The organism is Methanosarcinales archaeon Met12, assembly GCA_002813105.2.
Taxonomy (GTDB): Archaea; Halobacteriota; UBA148; order UBA148; family JAJOKI01; genus JAJOKI01.
On sequence record CP017966.2, the window covers coordinates 687,823 to 706,381 of the forward strand.

The following is an 18,559-nucleotide window of genomic DNA, read 5'->3' on the forward strand; positions in this document are numbered from 1 at the left end:
ACACACCATATCATGGCTGAAACGATAGAAGTTCTTGTAGCAGGGGGACAGGCAAATCCAGGGCCGCCATTGGGACCAGCATTAGGACCACTTGGAATAAATATCAAGCAGGTAGTCGAGGATATCAACGAAAAGACGAAAGAGTTTAACGGAATGCAAGTCCCCGTCAAGGTCATCGTAGATGATGCCAAAAACGTATCCATAGAAGTGGGGACTCCACCCACATCTGCGCTGATAATGCAAGAACTTGGGATACAAAAAGCCCCTGGTGCGGCTGGAACCGATTCAGTAAACGACCTCTCCATGGAGCAGGCGGCAAGAATTGCCAGGATGAAGATGGATAGCATGCTCTCAACTACGCTTAAAAAAGCCACAAAAGAGGTCATCGGCACATGTGTTTCAATGGGCGTTATCGTGGATGGAAAAAGCGCTAAAGATGCCTTGAAGGATATTGATAAAGGAGAATACGACAGCGTATTCGCCAACCGATAGTTTAAAATATGTGCTTGGTCAATTTGAGAACTCACAATTCGATAAATGCATCGTAGGAGATCGTCTGATCGTAATACACTACGAGGGATAATATGGCGCGCAAAGATATATTACAGGCCGTTAAAACGGCTTTAAGCTCACCGGAACGTAATTTTACCGAAAGCGTTGACCTGGCGATCAATCTTAAAAATATCGACATGGGTCAACCTCAAAATAGGATCGATGAAGCGGTAGTTCTCCCAAGTGGATTGGGCAAGCCGGTGAAAATAGCAGTTTTTGCCTCGGATGAGTTGGCCATAGTGGCGAAGGAAGCGGGAGCAGATATGATTCTTCCGCCAGAACAGATTGAGATACTTAAAAAAGATAAGACTAAGGCCAAATCCATCGCCGATGAATATGATTTCATCCTCGCCGAAGTGCAACTAATGCCATCGATAGGCAAAAACTTGGGACAGGTCCTGGGTCCACGCGGTAAAATACCGTACCCGGTCCCTCCAAACGAGGACATAACTCCGATAATCAAGAAACTGCGAAAGACGGTAAAATTGAAGTCCAGGGATAAAAAGACGTTTCATACGATGGTCGGATGTAAGTCCATGGCGCCAGAAGAGATAGCTGCCAACATCGAGGCGATTCTCAGGCACATCGAGGCGAAACTTGAAGGGGGAGCCCAGAATATTCGTTCGATTTATGTGAAAACCACGATGGGACCTGCAGAGAAGGTGATGTAAGATGGCAGAAGTGCACAGCACCCACATTCCAAAATGGAAGAAGGACGAAATCGAAGAGATTAAAGAGTCCATTAATTCCCATCCTGCAGTGGGCATAGTAAATGTTCATGGAATCCCAGCAAGACAATTGCAGCAGATTAGGGCGGAGTTATATGGGTCGGCCATTCTGAAGATAGCCCGAAATACGCTCATCGAAAGGGCGCTTGATGAATCTGATGAAAAGGTCCGCGTGCTGAAAGAATTTATTGAGGGACAAACTGCGCTGTTGTTCACCGAACTAAATCCATTCAAATTGCAAAGACTAATAGAAAAAAACAAGTCATCTGCGCCAGCAAAGCCAGGAGACATCGCTCCATGTGACATCATCATAGAAAAAGGTCCAACTCCCTTTAAACCAGGTCCAATAGTGGGAGAGTTCCAGAATGTCGGGGTGCCCGCTGCGATCGAGGGCGGCAAGGTGGTAATCCGGGAGCGTAAAGTCCTTGTCAAGGCAGGCGACAAAATTCAGCAGCAGGTTGCAGATATCTTGACAAAACTTGAGATATATCCGATGGAGGTCGGCTTGAATCTAAGAGCAGTATATGAAGAGGGAATGATATTCAGGCCTGATATATTGGCGGTCGACGAATCCAAATACTTCTCGGATTTCATGACTGCCGTGCGTAATGCTTTTAACCTATCGATTAATATCGCATATCCGACCAGTGCATCAATTCGAGTATTACTGCAAAAGGCATCCGTCGAAGCGAGAAGTTTGGCGATTAATGCGATGATATTTGAGCCAGATGTCATCGATGCACTGCTTGCAAAAGCAAATCTTCAAATGGTATCTCTGACAGCCAAACTTTCAGAGAAAGCCCTAGAGTCAAAATCCGAACGGGCGTCAGAAGAAGCAGGTGAAGTTAAAGAAGGAGAAGAGATATATAAACGGGCTTGAGTTCGTTATTGTTATAATCAAAAAAGAGGTGTTATAGGATATGGAATATGTATACGCAGCACTTATACTACACAATGCTGGAAAGAATGTGGATGAAAATGGCATTACCGCCGTATTAAAGGCGGCAGGTATCGATGCCGATATGTCGCGAGTAAAAGCGCTTGTAGCCGCACTCGACGGCGTCAATATAGACGAGGCCATTGCACAAGCGGCGTTTGCACCGGCGGCGCCAACGCAGGCTGCACCAACTGTTAAGGAAAAGAAGGAAGAAGGTAAAAAAGAGGAAAAGAAGGAAAAAGAAGAGAAAACGGAAGAAGCCGGAATGGAGGGGCTTAGTGCTCTGTTCGGTTAAATCACTTTTTAATTTCCTGTCCCAGAGAGAAGTTTTTAAGTTTCAGCACGTAAGGGTAATCTACTTGTCTGGGAGAGCAAGATATCGGCTCTGTAGAACCCTCCTCTCAATTACTACAGAAATCAAGCCAAGGAGACCAAGCTAGTGATACACAATATCGATAGAGGGGTGTTGAAATTCTCGTAGGAATTACAACTGTAGCAATTCAAAGAATTGCTATTCCGTCTAAATGTCCCAAATCAAAGATTTGCGGACTCCGTCTAACTCTTCCGAGTTAGTCGGCTTTGATTTAGTCGGTGTTTCATCTGTGACATCAGACATTTATGTTCGTTCAGATAGAGGGTTTCTACAAGGCCGAATTAATGGAAAGATTAACATGTGGGAACTCGAACAACATTTACAAAAAGATGAGAAGATTGAATATGAAGGAACTCCTGAATGGATAGGATACTTTTGGAAATTTTGTCTTGGGATAATAACAATTCCACTTCTAATCGGAGTTCTAATTATCGGGTGGGTTATTATACAAAAATTATCTACAAAATATGCAATAACAGATAAGCGAGTCATGGATAGATATGGAGTTATTTCAGAAGACTTTAAATCCGCCTCGTTTAAACATATTACCTCTGTTAGAACAAAGCAAGGAATAATTGGAAAAATGTTCAATTTTGGTGATATAATTATTGATACCGCAGGTAGTGGTATTGTGTTTGAGTTTGTTTGGAAGTATGTAAAAAATCCAATCCAAGTGAAAAACCAAATAGAAAAACATATCGATTAATTTTTCCCGTTTAAGTGCTTTGCACTTAAAGAGTAGCGTTTGCACCTAAACTCCTAAAAGGTGCAAAGCTTGGTCAGCATTAAACTTATATCCTATGGCATCAAAACCTTATATTATTCGAGTGCTTGTCCCAAAAACTCGGGCATTATTGTCAGCGTCATAAAGAGTGATACCAACACCGATTGGTCTTTCTGGCGCTTTTAAAACCACTAAGTGAGGGCCAATTACTACCTCTGTTGTTTCGTCAACATCTTCATTCGCCTTTTAACTTCCTCTGCTGCAAATTCCCTGTTATATTCCTTTTTAAGATTGCGATATAATTCGATGAAATCCCTATGCATATATTTAGAAAGATAAATCGGGCCATGTTCAGCTTCGCCCTCTTTATGCACTCTATCGATTACTTGCTCTGCACTTTCCCCTACTACTTCTGTCGTTTCCTCTTCTTCTGTCATGGTATTTAATATGTGCCCCTGTAACAAATACCTTTTTGAAGATGGGCATATAAATAAAGCACAATGAACGACGAGCAGATTAAAAATAAGATGAAATCTCACTTCTCAAGGAATTATAATAAATTCTACCCAGCCAGGACGTTAGAATCCCTTGGTTTCTGCAGAAATATTTGTAAAAAATGTGGCAAAAGTTTCTGGGCTATCCAGCCGCGGGACTTCTGTGACGAACCTGCGTGCAGTGGCGGGTATCGGTTTATCAACCAGACCATCACGAAAAGGAAATTTGGATATAAAGAGGCATGGGACGTATATGTAGATGCGTTCAAGAAATGGGATTATGTGCCACTTGACAGATATCCAGTCGTATGCAGGTGGTATGACGCTCTTTACTTTGTGACCGCAGGCATAAATGATTTCCAGCCATATGTCGTTTCTGGGGAAGTGGAGCCACCAGCGGATGCGGTGATTGAACCACAATTCTGCCTGAGATTCCAGGATATCGACAGCGTGGGAATCACAGGTAGGCATTACACTGGTTTCATAATGGTGGGCCAGCACGTGTTTAATACCACGGATAAGTACGTCTATTTCAAGGAGGAGGGAATAGCCCAGATATACGAGTTTTTAACAAATGGATTGGGAATTTCTCCACATGAGTTATACTTCCATGAGGATGTCTGGGCAGGTGGAGGAAATTTCGGCCCATCTATGGAGTTCTTTTCAAGAGGCCTTGAACTGGGCAACCAGGTGTACATGCAATACCAATCACTGCCAGACGGCTCTTATAAAGAACTTCAAACCCAGGTAATCGACATGGGTGCTGGTCTGGAACGATGGTCGTGGCTTTCACAGGGGACCCCTATGTCATATGATACCGTCTTCCCGAGTGTCATGAAATATCTATACAAATATGGAGGCGCCCCCCCAGAATTCTGGAGCAAGTTCGCGAGATACGCGGGTCTGTTGAGCGTCGACGAGATGGAGAATCTCAGCCCCATATGGAATGACGTGGCGTCCTATATTGGCATCGAGCCACACAACCTCAAAGAAGAAGTTTACAGGACACGGTCGCTTTATGCTTTGGGAGATCACACGAGGACGCTTTTAGTCGCACTACATGATGGTGCACTGCCCAGCAATGTAGGGGGAGGATATAATCTCAGAAATATCCTGAGACGTTGTTGGTCCCTCATCGATGAGTATGACATCGACGTCGAGCTTGAAGACCTTTTCAAACTTCATATCGATGAATTCGGCAAATGGTTCACCGAGCTCAGAGATTATGGGAGCCTGTTCGAAATTCTGCAAATCGAGAGGAGGCGATATGATGAGACGATGAGAAAGAGCAGGGACATCGTGCGGAGGATGACCCAGAGAAACGAAAAATTCGACGTAAACAAACTGGTGGAATTGTATGATTCCCATGGGATATCTCCAGCTGTCATAAGGGAATTCGGCCATTCTGTCACGATTCCGGATGATTTCTACCACCAGGTGCAGATGCGGCATGAGAAACAAGAGGCGAAAGTGGACAGGGCAAAATACGACGTTACAGGGATTCGCCCTACGAAAATGCTTTACTATGAAAAGCCAGCGGCAACGAAGTTTACTGCAAAAGCCATCAAACGGATTGCGCCTACTAAAATAATACTCGACAAGACCTTATTTTACCCAAGCAGCGGGGGACAGGTGCATGATACTGGAACATTAAACGGAGTAAAAGTCCTCGAGGTCATAAAAGAAGACGGCGTCATAATACATATTACTGAAAAGCCCATCGAAGGCGATGTGGTTGAGGGAATTATAGATGCTGAGTTGAGAAAGGTCTTGTCCGAGCACCATACTGCCACGCACATAGTCAATTATGCTGCCAGAAAGGTCCTGGGAGAGCATATCTGGCAGGCTGGCGCCGAAAAGACCCCTGAAAAGGCGAGACTTGACATCACCCATTACGACTCTTTAAGCTTTGACCAGCTCCAGGAGATAGAGAGGGCGGCAAACGAGCTTGTGAAACGGAACATTCCAGTTCGTATCATGGAAATGCCAAGGGGAGAAGCTGAAAGCAGATACTCTATGAGGATATATCAGGGCGGGGCCGTCCCGGGGAAGGTGTTGAGGATCGTTGGCATAGGCGAGTACGAGGTAGAGGCATGTGGAGGGACTCACACCAAAAGCACCTCAGAGGTAGGTTTTATCAAAATTACGAGCTCGGAGAGAATACAGGACGGCGTAGTTCGACTTGAATTTGTGGTAGGGGAGAATGCGATGAAAGAGATACAGCACCATGAGAGGATTTTAAAAGAATTGTCAGATATGTGGGGAGTTTCACGGGACGATGTTCCCAAGACTGCGAAGAAGTTCTTTGAAGAGTGGAAATGGCTCAAGAAGGAGAACGCCAGGCTGAAGGAGGAACTGGCTAAGGCGAGGATATCGGACATGGCCAATAGTGCGCGTAAGGTCGACGATGTTAGATTGATTTCGAGGACATTTGCCGACGCCGATATAGAAGAATTGATAAAGATGGCGCCACTGTTGGCAAAAGAGGACGTGGTCGTGATACTCGCATCCAGTAAGGACGATGTGAAAATAGTGGTCTCGGCTGGACCTGTCGCAGTCAAGCGCGGCATCGACTCGGGCGCCATCGTCCGCGAGTTATCCAAAATGGTAGGTGGTGGTGGTGGCGGAAGACCAGAGCTTGCGCAGGGGGGTGGTCCGAAGGTGGAGAGGTTGGATGAGGTGCTGGAGAAGGGCGTTGATTTAGTTAAAAAGGCTATAAACTCTTAGTTTTTCAAACGGCTTATTCACCTTAACCTTTTTATCGCCTCAGTTGTGTACCATACTTTGATGATCTTCTCCTTCCGAATCTTCTCAAAATGCTTGTCATTCGTTATTAAAATTGCACCTGTCTGAAGGCAGGCCGCGGCGTGAACGATATCTGCGGATTCTTTTTTAGGTAGATACTGCTTACAGATCTTAACGAACTTTTCCTCGACCTCAACCGAGTTTGCTTTAGCAACGATGGCATCAAAAATTTCCGTCGTGGTTTTTGAGCCAAAACGCTGGGCATATTTCTTCATCTCTGTTAAGAGGAGCGCATCCATGACCAACTCTATTTTGGCGTCATATATCATTCTTAAGATTAATTTTAGCGTCTGGGTTCTTCTTCCAGGGTGTTTAATCGCTGAGACAAAGACATTGTTGTCAACCAAGAACTTGTGGGTACTTTTTTCTGGCCTCTTCATTAGTTTCTGCCTCAACTTCTTTCTGAATCTTGTCTATGTCCACGCCTTTTAGTTCGTCTTGTAGCCTCTTAACGATCTCCCATATGTTCATCTTTTTGATTACAATGATGTCGTCCTTTACGTCCGTTATCAATAGCTTAGAATGCTCATTGATGCCCATTCGCTTACGAATGTCTTTTGGGATTATCAAACGTCCAGCATTGTCTACTCCTACGATTTCCATATCTACCATCAAATCCATTTATACCATTACTGCCATTTAAGCTTGTCGATAGATTGATGTGATTTCCACGGAAAACTGAGCGAGATACCGAAAAAGGGCGTTGATTTAGTTAAAAAGGCTCTAAGTTCTTAGTTTTTCAAGCGTCTCATTAGCCATGCTATTAATAGCAATCCAACAACTCCAACTATTGCTCCAAAATATAGTGGTTGGGACAACGCTGGTGGTGATTTAATCTCCCAAAACCATGATGTTACAATTATGCTCCCATCATTCTGTTCAAGCACCGCCATAACAGAAAACTCACCAATCGTCGTAGCTGGTATATCAATCTGCGAAAAGCTAACATTTACATCTCGTCTAATCAGTCCTGGATGATTTTGAAAATCGAATGGCAACACTTCCCCATATAGTGCATATGCATCTGTCATTATCCAATAAACAGTAAAATATGTATCCTCAAGAGATACACTAAACGTTCTCGTTTCACCAACAGTATTGGATATGTGATAGTGGTCGGGTTGTCTTACCATTGCAAGCGGTTTTGGTGGCCCAGGATGATATGGGACTACATACCACACCCATGTATGAATATCGGTTCCATTTGGATTTTCCACTATGGTTGAGACGTTCCAATTCCCAGGTGGTATCTGCCCATCAATCGTAAGGTTTGCAGAGATGACGCTCTCATTTGTCTGGACAACAGCACCATCAATCTGCCAGGTGACATTGACAATTTGGTCTGTTACAATTCTGAAGGACCTTGTCTCCCTCTCTACGTTAAATACTTCTTGGCTCAATAGGGCGACGAACAGTAATGTTTGGTGGTGTCTGTCCTGCTGACGCCGGGGCAGCGAGCAAGACTAAGAGAAGCAATATCAAAAAAGGTAAAACGATTTTGTTTTTCATCACCATTATCATTTCCTATGTTAGGAAGCCATTAAGACATGATTATATATATATATTTCAGTGTTGTTAGCCCAAGTAGAAATGACGATTATAGTATGAATCATCTTCCTTAAGTACAATGCTTTAAATCTTGATACCTATTATCAAGGGAATGACCATGTTCTTAGAATGCATCGAATGTAAAACCCAATATCCAGATTCGGAAATCATTTACAGATGCCCAAGGTGCGGCGGGCTTCTTGATGTCATATATGATTACTCGAATATCGACATTAGCGCGCAAAACCTCAAACAACCTCCAAGTGTCTGGAAATACAGGGCGCTTTTACCGATTAAAGGTGAGCCAGTGTCCTTATATGAAGGAGGAACTCCCCTATATGAATGCGGTCGATTGGCAGACGAGGTCGGCATTCGCAAGTTATACGTAAAGCACGAAGGACTAAATCCCTCAGGCTCGTTCAAGGACAGGGGGATGACGGTCGGCGTATCAAAGGCGCTTGAATTAGGAATGCAAACCGTTGCTTGTGCATCCACCGGCAACACATCTGCATCACTTGCTATATACGCAGCAAAGGCCGGAATATCTGCCGTGGTGTTGCTGCCCACTGGCAAGGTGGCGATGGGAAAGGTAGCACAGGCGTTGATGCACGGCGCCAGAGTCATCAGCATCAAGGGCAACTTTGACGATGTATTCCAGCTGGTGCAAGAGTTGTGCGACCAAGAGGGATTTTATCTCCTCAACTCGGTCAACCCGTTCAGGCTCGAAGGGCAGAAGACCATTGGATTTGAAATCGTAGACCAATTAAACTGGGGAGTACCTGATAGAGTTGTCGTGCCTGTCGGAAATGCTGGCAACATCTCTGCCATCCACAAAGGCTTTGTCGAGTTTCAGAAGTTTGATATCATAGACGAAATCCCAAAGATGACAGGGATACAGGCTGAAGGGGCGGCCCCAATTGTTGATGCATTCAAAAGAGGTGTAAAGGATATCGTTCCCGAACCAAATCCTGAAACTATCGCTACCGCCATTAGGATTGGAGATCCGGTGAACGCACCGAAAGCGCTGAGAGCCATCCGCAACTCTGGGGGAATGGCAGAAGTTGTATCTGATGGGGAGATAATAAGGGCGCAGAAAGACCTTGCCAAGCTGGAGGGCATAGGCGTTGAGCCTGCGAGCGCATCATCTATTGCAGGGTTAAGAAAATTGGTCGAGCAGGGCATCATTGACGGGGACGAGTGCGTCGTCTGCGTCACCACCGGGCATCTGCTGAAGGACCCAGAGGAGATTATGAGGGTTTGCGATAAGCCCATTGAGGTAGAGGCGGACATAAGGGCGATAAAAAAGGTATTATCTGAACGTATTTCTAAATAAATCTAATTCTCAGCTCTCATATCTAAACTGGTTTATCTTATCTCTTAAAGAGATGGCAGCATCCCTGGCCTTTCTGTCAAAGTCCTTTCCTTTGCCAGCATAGATGATGCTCCTCGATGAGCTGATGATGGCCATATCCCCCGATGAGTTGGTGCCAAACCTTACAGCCTTTTCAAGGTCACCACTTTGTGCGCCTATGCCTGGAATCAACATCAGCATGTCCTCGCCCATAATAGTTCGTATCTTCTTTATCTCGTCTGGCCAGGTGGCTCCGACCACCAATCCGCAGTTTTCGTGCACATTCCACTTTACCGCGTGCTCAGCCACGATTTGATACAGCGGCTTTGTGCCGATATTTTGAAACTCGGATGCACTGGGGTTGGAAGTTCTGCATAACACGAATACTCCCTTGTCCTCATAATTTAGGAAGGGCTTGACCGAATCGAGCCCCATATATGGATTTACCGTTACGGCGTCAAAACCGAACACATCGAACACGGCTCTTGCGTATGCTCTGGCGGTGTTGCCGATGTCCCCTCTCTTTGCATCGCCGATGATCGGAATGGAGGTTGGAATATATTCTATTGTCCTCATCAGAGATTTCAAGCCTTCCGGACCCATGGCTTCATAAAACGCCAGATTTGGTTTGTATGCAACCACTAAATCCTTCGTCGCATCGATGACCTGTTTGTTGAACTCGAAGACAGGGTCGTCTTTCTTGCGCAAAAGGAATGGCGCGATTTCGTCGATGTTGGTATCCAGGCCGATGCAGAGGAGGCTGTTGTTCTCTTTTGACATGCTGTTGAGTTTATCTTTGAACTTCATTTTCATCCTCAACTACATTATTTATATACACTATCCGTTATATACGCCCATCTTAAACTCCCCATCCCACACAGCGGCAGCCGTGCATACGGGATGCTCAAAGTCCAGACCATACATCGACCTGGCGATTTCGCCTGCTGTTGCCCCCTTTACTCTCAATGGCTTAAAGTCGGTCTGCTCATACGTGGCGACAAACTGCGCATCATCTTTTTTGAGTTTGAACTCTCTGACTGTTAATCCATCCGACTTTATTATGCCAAGATATCCCTTATCAGCAGAGACATCGACGACGCCTGCGATTCTCGGCGTGTTGTATGAGTCTTTTTCATAATCCATCGTGAGCAGTCCCAATGCTAACGCATCTCTTGGCGGATATCCCAACTGGATCTTTTCGGCTATGGGGTCTGTATGCGAGCCATTCGAGGCAACCGCCACGTCTCCGACGATCTTAATGCAGTTATATGAGATATAGGGATTTTGGAGAAGGTCTGCTATATCCTTCGGAACGATGAGCACTACATCATCCTTTATCTCGGCAATTCGATTTGGAAAAGAGCGGGAAGATACTCTATATCCTGCAAAAGGAATTTCACCTGAGCACCCTATTGCGACGATTCTGCCTATATACATGGTAACCCTTCACATTTTTATATATTTAACACGAAGCCTAATTTCACTTAACGGTTTCAACATTAAATCCTTTCAGCATTTCTGCAATCATGGGACTCGTTTCCGGTAGGTTCCTGGTTATGATCTCCCAGATGATACTCAAGTCAACCCCAAAGTATTCATGAATTGCGATATTCCTTAATCCGATCATCCTTTTCCATGGAATGTCGGGATATTTTCCCCTCATATGCTCTGGAATGTTTCTCGACGCTTCACCAATAATTTCGAGATTTCTTATAACTGCATCCACAATCATCTCACTTTTTGCAAACGTCTCATAATTTAAACCTTTGATATAGCGCTCAATCTTGCCCATGGCTTCCAGTATGTCTTCGGCAAACATCCTGTATGACCTCTTTTTCATGCGTAAACCACTTCTTCCAATATTTTATCTTTTAGCTGTGGTTTCAAAGCCCTTATTGTAACTAAATCTACTTCTTTGCCCAAAATTTCCTCGAGAAATTCCTTGAGATCGACAAACTCCCATCCGATCGGACCATAAAACTCCACTAAAATATCCACGTCGCTTTTTTTGGATTCCTCCCCCCGGATGTAAGATCCAAAAATCCCTATCTCACTTACCTTGAACTTCTCTCTCAGGAAAGGTTTATGTCTTTTCAATGTTTCTTCCATTTCTTTTCGCGTTTTCATCTTCATATTCTCCCTCCAATGCATAAAATACTCATTCTGAATACAATCCCCCCACCATTTACATCTCCCTCCCGCCTTACAAAAATAATGCCCCCTATCTCTCCAATTATCTTTCTAAATTACTTAAATCGCTTATCCACCTCAATTCCAAGGATGTTCTTCTTGCCAGCATGTACATCTCGTGCTATCTCGGCACAGCCTATTGCAGCGCCCCATTTATTAAGGTGGATGGTTTTCATATTTAAGATATTCTCTATTTTAATTCTGATTTCACCAGGTCCGCTCAAAAAAATGGCCTCCAGCACTTCACGCTCTTCGACCATTACTCGCATCCCAGCTATTTCCATCGCGGCAAACAGGGCGAGTCTATCCAGAGCTAATCTGGCATCATCACTTTTTGCATTTATTAGTTCCTTTTGGTCCCTAAAGGGCGTGTGTTTCAATACGCCTCCCCTTGAAAAAGCCTCGTTTGCACTCATTTTGCCGGCATCGATGTCCCGAATGGCTTCAAGGTCCAATGGACCATGGAGTATCCCAGGTGCAAAAATGCCCGCATCTATGGCGCCGATAATTTTTCCATTTACCACTCCAACCGTAACGGTATTCGAGCTTACATCTGAGACGATGAAAGTATAATATCCGCGCAAAAGAGCATGGTATGCGATTCCAACTTTCTCCGGGCTAGCTCCATGTGAAAACATCTTCATCCGCGGGTCTATGTCGCTCCCGGAGTGTATACCAGGTATTACAATCGCAGGTATGTTAGATGCCCTGATCACATCGAATACATGAGTGCCGCCGCCAACATTTCTCCCAGCACCTCCAACCCCTCTGACGCCCCGATTGGCTACGCACCTAATATCGGTGATCTTTGATATGCCGTCTCCCATCGAATATCCTATCGCCATCAAATCGATATCACTTGCGTTGACATCTAAACCGCATAGGATGGCCTTAAGCAGTATATCGTCTGCCATTTCTCTGGCGCTTTCCCGTGATAATTCAAAGCCATGACCATCATCCGTTCCGAAGCGTATCGCTGTGGTACCGTGGTCGATTCCAACAAACATGTTCATTAGTATTCACATAGGGGGGTAATCTAATTTATGCACAAGTTTAAAATATAATGATTAACAATTAATAAATGTGATAACATGATAGTAAGCGAAATTATGCACAAGCCAACTTTTGTAGACTCTATGTCTACGGTCACGGATACCGCTAAAATTATGTGTGAAAAAAACATAGCTTCCGTCATAGTTGGTTCTGCTACCGATTCAAAGGGCATATTGACGGAGCGGGACGTAATAAAAAAAGTAGTAGCTGGAGGGATAGATCCAAAGACGACTCTGGTCAAAAATGTGATGCATCCCGCGGTTGTCACAATTAACGAAAACGCCTCCGTCCAGGATGCGGTAAAATTGCTGATGACTCATTATATACGACATCTTCCGGTCTCCGACGATTCAGGGAAGGTCGTAGGCATGGTGAGTGCACGCACCGTCATGGATGCCTTGGGACGTTTATATGTAAGTGAGCGGCGCCGAAGAAGCTCTCGACCACCAAGCTTTTAAATAATTCATACGGCCACAATCACTTGTTTATTTTGAAATCAGTACCAACACAGAGAGGTGCTGTTAACTTAAGCAGAAATGACGATTTCAAAACGCATAGCACCTACCTGTTTTACGTTTCAGGTAGTCCTTAAGTTAACACTGCCCACAGAGAATATATTTAAATATAAGTCATCCTAACGAATATAGTCCTTAGCGCGGTTAGCATCATGAGATATAATAGCATAGTCTGGAGGCAAAAACTGGCAGACACGGTAGATGGGATAGAAATAGCAATCTATGCGATTATCGCTGTATTCTTGATTGGGATGGCATTTATCACATTTGTACACGTGGGAAGAAATCTGTTGTTGAATGTTTTTGTGATTCCAAATGACCCGATGTCGGCCATGTTATTGGCACTCAAAGATCTAATGGTTGCCATGATACTCGTTGAACTACTACAGACCGTTATAGTTTTTATAAGGGAACATAAACTTGACATGCGACTGATACTGGCTGCTGGATTGACGGCCATGGTGCGGAAAGTACTTGTATTCGGTGTGGAGCCCATAGATGCTATGATGATGAGTCTCGTAGTGGCATTGATTGTAGTGTTAACTGTAGCAATGGTGGTGTTCACAAAATATGGACCAATAACGAAATCAATTCATTAAATTGCGGGGGTTGCCAAGTCAGGTCAACAACCTTTTTAAATAAAAAGGTCGTTTCTGCTTTGGCAGAAACACCTTCACTCTGCGTAGCAGAGGTAAAGGTTGATCAAAAATGTCCTACATTCGCCCTTCGGGCTCAGTAGGACGAGTAGATATACTGGCATATGACCTGTCGGAACGAAGTGTAGACAGGTCGTTGAAACCGAAAATATTCCATAGGAATATTTTCTTAAGAAGATATCCTTTGGACATCTTCGGATCAACCTTTTTGAGGGTTGGCTAAAGGCACAGCGTTCAGGGCGCTGTCTCGCAGGAGTTCGTGAGTTCAAATCTCGCCCGGGGCTTTTATGACCTGTCGAGTATAGCGAGACAGGTCGTTCTGATGATCAACCTGTCTGCAGGTTGGTTGCAAATCTCGCCCGGGGCTTTTATGACCTGTCGAGTATAGCGAGACAGGTCGTTCTGATGATCAACCTGTCTGCAGGTTGGTTTGCAGGTTGGTTTATGCAAGTAGCAATATTGCAGTCACCGCCAAAGACGATATTATGATAATGCTGCTTCCGATGATAACGTGTTTTGCAAACTCCCTGTTGCCAGACGCTCTAACCAGCCCAATTTTGGTCACAACGCTCGAGATATTGGAGATAATTATGCCCAGCGCCGCCGTCATGTGATCGATCTTACCTGCTTGATAGAGGACGATTGCGCTCGTCGTCGCGCTAGCGCTGCTTATCATTCCGCTGATGAGTTTTGAGACGTAGAAACCAGCATCGCCAAATTGCGCGTGCGCCAGAGCGGAGATGACGATAATACCCAGGAATATAAATCCAAATAGCAGTGCCTGTGTTATGCTGAACGGTGACTTGAGCTCCACTTCCACTCGATGAGTGTTTGTACCTGCCCAATGCACATAGATTAAGCCAGTAAGCATCATGGTGAGCAGGGGGAACAGCGTCGTTGTCGCCAATTGCCATGAAAACATTGCGCAGATGAATAAATTGCGCATACACATTGCAACATTCGACAGAAGTACGGCTGAAGTAGCAAAGAACATCAGGTTTGGATTGCCTCGCACGCGCGATGCCAGCTCAAATACGACCGCCGTGCTGTTTGCCAGGCCGCCAAAAAAGCCAGTATATATGATTCCGCGGCTACCCATTCGCTTCATTATGATGTAGTTGATGAAGCCAAAAGCTGAAATCAACATGACCATCAACCAGATGGTTCTGGGATTTATCATGTGCCATGGGTCGATGTACGCGTTTGGCAAAACAGGAAAAATTACGAACGCAAGGATGCCAAACTTGACAACTCCTTTTATTTCCTGGTCGGTCAGACCTTTCGCGAATCCATGGAGTTCGTGTTTAACAGATAGAATGGCTGTGACGATTATCGTGATGGCAATCGCAAATGTATAAAACTCCATCTCTATCAGGATGCCGACGCCATATGCCAGCATGAGAGAAACCATAGTAGTCAGATTTATATCCTTATTATTGGACAAGTTCCAGATGGATATGAGCACCGACAATATCACGATGAAGACCGCACCCACTACAACCAACTGATGACTTATAAAACTGAAAATAGTTCCGCATAGAGTTACCAGTGTGAACGTCCTGATGCCCGCTTCCTTGTGTGCCCACTCGCGCTCAATGCCTATGAACATACCAAGGGCCACGCTCAGGCCAATTTTGAACAGGGACTCATATATCTCCAGGGAGTGCATCATAAGTTATATCGCTCCATCATCTACAAAATCAAAGATTTGAGATATACAATCAGTGTTAATGCCATCTGGACTATAAATATTTCATCGGTTTATAAATGGGGCAGGGCAGATTCGAACTGCCGTCCACGGCTCCCAAAGCCGCGAGGATAGACCAGACTACCCTACTGCCCCGATGACCAATTGTAGTAGGCGATATCGAATAAAAAGATTGTCATGCCGAGGGATTATTTGTGCAACAAGACGCCATGCTCATCAATTTCGCCATTTTTGATTCTGGTGGAGGATATTGGTTTTCCATCCTGAGCCAGCACGAAATCTATCTTGATGGCCTCGATGGGACGAAGCCCTTTCTTTTCTCTAATTTGATTGATTTCCATGGCAACAGGATAAGTATCTGGAGATATGACAATATAATCGAAATGCTCGTCTATAGTTGGACCATACGGGTCGTGTATTTTTTGGATGTTTGGGATGATGCCAAATCCTTGATGGACGTACTGCTCGAGCGCTTTCTTTCTCCGCCAATATGGAAGCACCTTGCGATACCGGCGGTCCGCCATGGCATCAGAGGTCAGTCCGATATATACCTCGCCGAGTTCATATGCTTTTTTAAGTATGGCTCTGTGCCCCTCATGCAGCGGTTCAAATGTCCCTCCAACTGCAACTCTCTTTTTCTCCATAATATCACGTTCGAATGGGAATCCCGCGCTCTCTAAGATATTCCTTTACCTCGCCAATCGTATATTCGCCGAAGTGAAATATGCTCGCGGCCAGACATGCGTCTGCTTTGCCTTTGGTGAATGCTTCATGCATGTGTTCGATGTTCCCTGCACCGCCCGATGCGATGATGGGAATATTGACCGCTTCTGATACCACTCTGGTGACCGGTATGTCATAGCCATGCTTGGTACCATCACGGTCCATGCTCGTGAGCAATATTTCTCCAGAGCCAAGCGACTCTACCTCTTGGGCCCAGCGGATCGCATCCAGGCCGGTCGGTTTTCGTCCGCCGTAAATGACCACTTCGTACCAGACTTCGTTCCCGTCTTCCAACCGAACCGTTGTTTTATCGTCTTTGAGGTCATAATTGCGCCTGCAATCGATGGCGGTGACGATGCATTGAGACCCGAACACATCTGATGCCTCGCTGATAAATGCTGGATTTTGTACAGCAGACGTGTTAATCGAGACCTTATCTGCCCCAGCCTTGAGAATGGTCCTGATGTCATCTATGGAATTGATGCCACCGCCCACGGTTAAGGGGATGAATACCGCATCTGCGGTGCGCTCGATTACCTCGATCATCGTCCTTCGCCCTTCGTGTGATGCCGTTATGTCCAGAAAGACGAGTTCGTCAGCTCCCTGCTCGTCGTATCGCCTGGCAAGCTCGCATGGGTCGCCAGCGCCCCGTAGATTTACAAATTCGACGCCCTTCACGACCATGCCCCCCCCGTCAAGGGTAGCGTCAAGACATGGAATGATTCTCTTTGTCAGCATAAAAACTCTCACATCGACACTGAATTTATATTATATCTAATAAATAAAGTCTTTCTTCTCCATTGACATTAATAACTACCATTATGTATCTCAAAAAGTTCGACGTAGTTAATATCACAAGGAACTCGAAGGTGAAGAGCACCAGTCTGACCGCCACAGAGGACGCCATCACCCTGTTCGTCAACGATGCCAAGCTTGCGTCGATAATGGCCACGCCAGATATGCTGCGCGAGCTGGCGGTGGGTTATCTCGTTTGTGAAGGCGTCGTCGGCGACCCCAGTGATATCCTCGATGTACGTTTAGGCGAAAATTTGAACGTTTATGCAAGTATAAAGGCGAACGATCGTCTGGAGCTCTGGCATGAGCTGCATTCTAGTGGATGCATCGGTGTCGGCTGGGAAAGCTATGATGATGTTCACGTCATATCGGATGCGAAGTTCACCGTGAATTCTATTGTGGACAGTCTGGTCAATCTAAATTCAGATATCTATGATAAGACCAGGGGCGTGCATAGCGCGAGTTTGATAGGCCAGGATGGCAACTTGGTTGCGAAGGCAATAGATGTCGGAAGGCACAATGCCGTCGACAAGGTGATTGGAGGTGCCATTTTGAATGGTATTGACCTGCACAATGTATTCCTGCTGTCCACCGGTCGCCAATCCGCCGGAATGGTGCTAAAGGCGGCAAGGATTGGCATTCCCATGATAGTCTCAAAAACGGCTCCGATAGCATCCGGTATAGAGGCAGCGCAAAGAGTTGGCATCACGTTGGTTTGCTTTGCGCATGAAGGCGGATTATCGGTTTATTCACATCCAGAAAGAGTGGTGTGAGATATGAAATCAGCAATCGTTCTGGCAGGGGGGCGCAGCTCACGATTTGGCGAAATGGATAAATCACTGCTCAGGATTGGCAACAAAACGATGCTCGAATGCATGATTGGCAATCTATCGGAGATCGTCGATGAGATTATCATAGTGGTCAGCGAGGTGGAGCAGGGGGAGGGGGTCATATCCACCATCGGTAGGGTAAGTATAGCATACGACTCTATTGTTGGCTTCGGCCCCATAGCAGGTATTTTAGCTGGGCTAAAGAGCGCAAAATCAGAGTATGTGGTGACCCTTGCCTGCGATATGCCGTTTGTCAATCCCGATGTTGTTGAGTTGTTGTTCTCCCTGGCAGAAGGGTATGATGCCGCGGTGCCAAAATGGGCAGATGGTAATTTTGAGCCACTGCATGCCGTTTACAGGCGAGAAAGCATGGTGATAGAATGCGAGAGGGCGATTCAAAGAGGGGAGAGAGCCATCATGGCGCCATTGCGTGCACTTAATGTCAGGTATGTGCCCATAGAGAGGGATATTCAAAGAATAGATGCCGAACTGAGGACGTTTGTCAATGTGAATACTCCAGACGATCTAGAAGGGCTGTCCATCTAAAATCCATAAAAACCTTATAGCGGGTCTGTAT

General features: G+C 45.3%; 23 protein-coding genes and 1 tRNA gene. 11 read left to right on the top strand and 13 right to left on the bottom strand.

Annotated features, from left to right (window positions below):
- Nucleotides 1-12: 12 nt before the first annotated feature.
- The 5 genes from BME93_04375 to BME93_04395 all read left to right on the top strand — a co-directional run bounded on the left by BME93_04375 (nucleotide 13) and on the right by BME93_04395 (nucleotide 3,296).
- On the top strand, nucleotides 13-492 hold the full coding sequence (locus BME93_04375; GenBank protein WRQ72880.1) for a 50S ribosomal protein L11: 480 nt from the start codon (nucleotides 13-15) through the stop codon (nucleotides 490-492).
- Nucleotides 493-584: 92 nt separating this feature from the next.
- A complete protein-coding gene (locus tag BME93_04380) occupies nucleotides 585-1,223 on the top strand; it encodes a 50S ribosomal protein L1 (protein ATZ61327.2) in 639 nt (212 codons plus the stop codon).
- A 1-nt stretch (nucleotide 1,224) separates the two neighbouring features.
- Nucleotides 1,225-2,160 carry a 50S ribosomal protein L10 gene (locus BME93_04385; GenBank protein ATZ61328.2) on the top strand — a complete coding sequence of 312 codons (936 nt, stop codon included), beginning with the start codon at nucleotides 1,225-1,227 and terminating at the stop codon, nucleotides 2,158-2,160.
- 40 nt (nucleotides 2,161-2,200) lie between these two features.
- Nucleotides 2,201-2,512 carry a 50S ribosomal protein P1 gene (gene rpl12p / locus BME93_04390; GenBank protein ID WRQ72881.1) on the top strand — a complete coding sequence of 104 codons (312 nt, stop codon included), beginning with the start codon at nucleotides 2,201-2,203 and terminating at the stop codon, nucleotides 2,510-2,512.
- Between the two features lie 229 nt (nucleotides 2,513-2,741).
- Nucleotides 2,742-3,296, top strand: coding sequence for a PH domain-containing protein (locus BME93_04395; GenBank protein ID ATZ61329.2), 555 nt, complete (start codon nucleotides 2,742-2,744; stop codon nucleotides 3,294-3,296).
- Between the two features lie 227 nt (nucleotides 3,297-3,523).
- Here BME93_04395 and BME93_04400 read toward each other — a convergent pair whose 3' ends face one another.
- Nucleotides 3,524-3,751: a hypothetical protein gene (locus BME93_04400; GenBank protein ATZ61802.2), complete on the bottom strand. Its 228-nt coding sequence runs from the start codon at nucleotides 3,749-3,751 to the stop codon at nucleotides 3,524-3,526.
- Nucleotides 3,752-3,814: 63 nt separating this feature from the next.
- On the opposite strand from BME93_04400, the gene alaS reads away from it, so the two are divergent.
- Complete coding sequence (gene alaS, locus BME93_04405; protein ATZ61330.2) at nucleotides 3,815-6,535, top strand: alanine--tRNA ligase; 2,721 nt, start codon at nucleotides 3,815-3,817, stop codon at nucleotides 6,533-6,535.
- A gap of 17 nt (nucleotides 6,536-6,552) precedes the next feature.
- On the opposite strand, the gene BME93_04410 is transcribed toward alaS, so the two are convergent.
- From BME93_04410 to BME93_04420, 3 genes are all read right to left on the bottom strand, one after another.
- A complete protein-coding gene (locus BME93_04410) occupies nucleotides 6,553-6,993 on the bottom strand; it encodes a PIN domain-containing protein (protein ATZ61803.2) in 441 nt (146 codons plus the stop codon).
- Nucleotides 6,953-7,225, bottom strand: coding sequence for an AbrB/MazE/SpoVT family DNA-binding domain-containing protein (locus BME93_04415; GenBank protein ATZ61331.2), 273 nt, complete (start codon nucleotides 7,223-7,225; stop codon nucleotides 6,953-6,955). The genes BME93_04410 and BME93_04415 overlap by 41 nt, the downstream gene beginning before the upstream one ends.
- Before the next feature lie 119 nt (nucleotides 7,226-7,344).
- Nucleotides 7,345-8,013 (bottom strand): hypothetical protein, encoded by a 669-nt coding sequence (locus BME93_04420; GenBank protein ATZ61332.2) that lies wholly within the window; start codon nucleotides 8,011-8,013, stop codon nucleotides 7,345-7,347.
- A 266-nt stretch (nucleotides 8,014-8,279) separates the two neighbouring features.
- Between BME93_04420 and thrC the strand changes: the two genes are divergently transcribed.
- Nucleotides 8,280-9,494, top strand: a complete 1,215-nt coding sequence (thrC, locus tag BME93_04425) for a threonine synthase (protein ATZ61333.2) — start codon at nucleotides 8,280-8,282, stop codon at nucleotides 9,492-9,494.
- A gap of 9 nt (nucleotides 9,495-9,503) precedes the next feature.
- Here the strand turns inward: thrC and pyrF are convergent, their stop codons facing one another.
- From pyrF to BME93_04450, 5 genes are all read right to left on the bottom strand, one after another.
- Nucleotides 9,504-10,319, bottom strand: coding sequence for an orotidine-5'-phosphate decarboxylase (pyrF, locus tag BME93_04430; protein ATZ61804.2), 816 nt, complete (start codon nucleotides 10,317-10,319; stop codon nucleotides 9,504-9,506).
- A gap of 30 nt (nucleotides 10,320-10,349) precedes the next feature.
- A complete protein-coding gene (locus BME93_04435) occupies nucleotides 10,350-10,949 on the bottom strand; it encodes an IMP cyclohydrolase (protein ATZ61334.2) in 600 nt (199 codons plus the stop codon).
- Nucleotides 10,950-10,992: 43 nt separating this feature from the next.
- Nucleotides 10,993-11,352, bottom strand: coding sequence for a DUF86 domain-containing protein (locus BME93_04440; protein ATZ61335.2), 360 nt, complete (start codon nucleotides 11,350-11,352; stop codon nucleotides 10,993-10,995).
- Nucleotides 11,349-11,645 (bottom strand): nucleotidyltransferase family protein, encoded by a 297-nt coding sequence (locus tag BME93_04445; protein ATZ61336.2) that lies wholly within the window; start codon nucleotides 11,643-11,645, stop codon nucleotides 11,349-11,351. Before BME93_04445 ends, BME93_04440 begins: the two co-directional genes overlap by 4 nt.
- Before the next feature lie 113 nt (nucleotides 11,646-11,758).
- Nucleotides 11,759-12,709, bottom strand: a complete 951-nt coding sequence (locus BME93_04450) for a methanogenesis marker 12 protein (protein ATZ61337.2) — start codon at nucleotides 12,707-12,709, stop codon at nucleotides 11,759-11,761.
- Between the two features lie 84 nt (nucleotides 12,710-12,793).
- Here BME93_04450 and BME93_04455 point away from each other — a divergent pair, with 84 nt between their 5' ends.
- Both BME93_04455 and BME93_04460 read left to right on the top strand, forming a co-directional pair.
- Complete coding sequence (locus tag BME93_04455; GenBank protein ID ATZ61805.2) at nucleotides 12,794-13,213, top strand: CBS domain-containing protein; 420 nt, start codon at nucleotides 12,794-12,796, stop codon at nucleotides 13,211-13,213.
- Nucleotides 13,214-13,422: 209 nt separating this feature from the next.
- Nucleotides 13,423-13,869, top strand: a complete 447-nt coding sequence (locus BME93_04460; GenBank protein ATZ61338.2) for a phosphate-starvation-inducible PsiE family protein — start codon at nucleotides 13,423-13,425, stop codon at nucleotides 13,867-13,869.
- A 499-nt stretch (nucleotides 13,870-14,368) separates the two neighbouring features.
- Here the strand turns inward: BME93_04460 and BME93_04465 are convergent, their stop codons facing one another.
- From BME93_04465 to hisF, 4 genes are all read right to left on the bottom strand, one after another.
- Nucleotides 14,369-15,598, bottom strand: coding sequence for an MgtC/SapB family protein (locus tag BME93_04465; GenBank protein ATZ61339.2), 1,230 nt, complete (start codon nucleotides 15,596-15,598; stop codon nucleotides 14,369-14,371).
- Between the two features lie 96 nt (nucleotides 15,599-15,694).
- Nucleotides 15,695-15,769: transfer RNA gene (locus BME93_04470), tRNA-Pro, on the bottom strand.
- Between the two features lie 53 nt (nucleotides 15,770-15,822).
- Nucleotides 15,823-16,278, bottom strand: a complete 456-nt coding sequence (locus tag BME93_04475; GenBank protein ATZ61341.2) for a phosphopantetheine adenylyltransferase — start codon at nucleotides 16,276-16,278, stop codon at nucleotides 15,823-15,825.
- A gap of 4 nt (nucleotides 16,279-16,282) precedes the next feature.
- A complete protein-coding gene (hisF, locus tag BME93_04480; GenBank protein ATZ61342.2) occupies nucleotides 16,283-17,095 on the bottom strand; it encodes an imidazole glycerol phosphate synthase subunit HisF in 813 nt (270 codons plus the stop codon).
- Nucleotides 17,096-17,178: 83 nt separating this feature from the next.
- Between hisF and fdhD the strand changes: the two genes are divergently transcribed.
- Both fdhD and BME93_04490 read left to right on the top strand, forming a co-directional pair.
- Nucleotides 17,179-17,925, top strand: coding sequence for a formate dehydrogenase accessory sulfurtransferase FdhD (gene fdhD / locus BME93_04485; GenBank protein ATZ61343.2), 747 nt, complete (start codon nucleotides 17,179-17,181; stop codon nucleotides 17,923-17,925).
- Nucleotides 17,926-17,928: 3 nt separating this feature from the next.
- Nucleotides 17,929-18,528, top strand: coding sequence for a molybdenum cofactor guanylyltransferase (locus BME93_04490; GenBank protein ID ATZ61344.2), 600 nt, complete (start codon nucleotides 17,929-17,931; stop codon nucleotides 18,526-18,528).
- Nucleotides 18,529-18,559 lie beyond the last annotated feature (31 nt).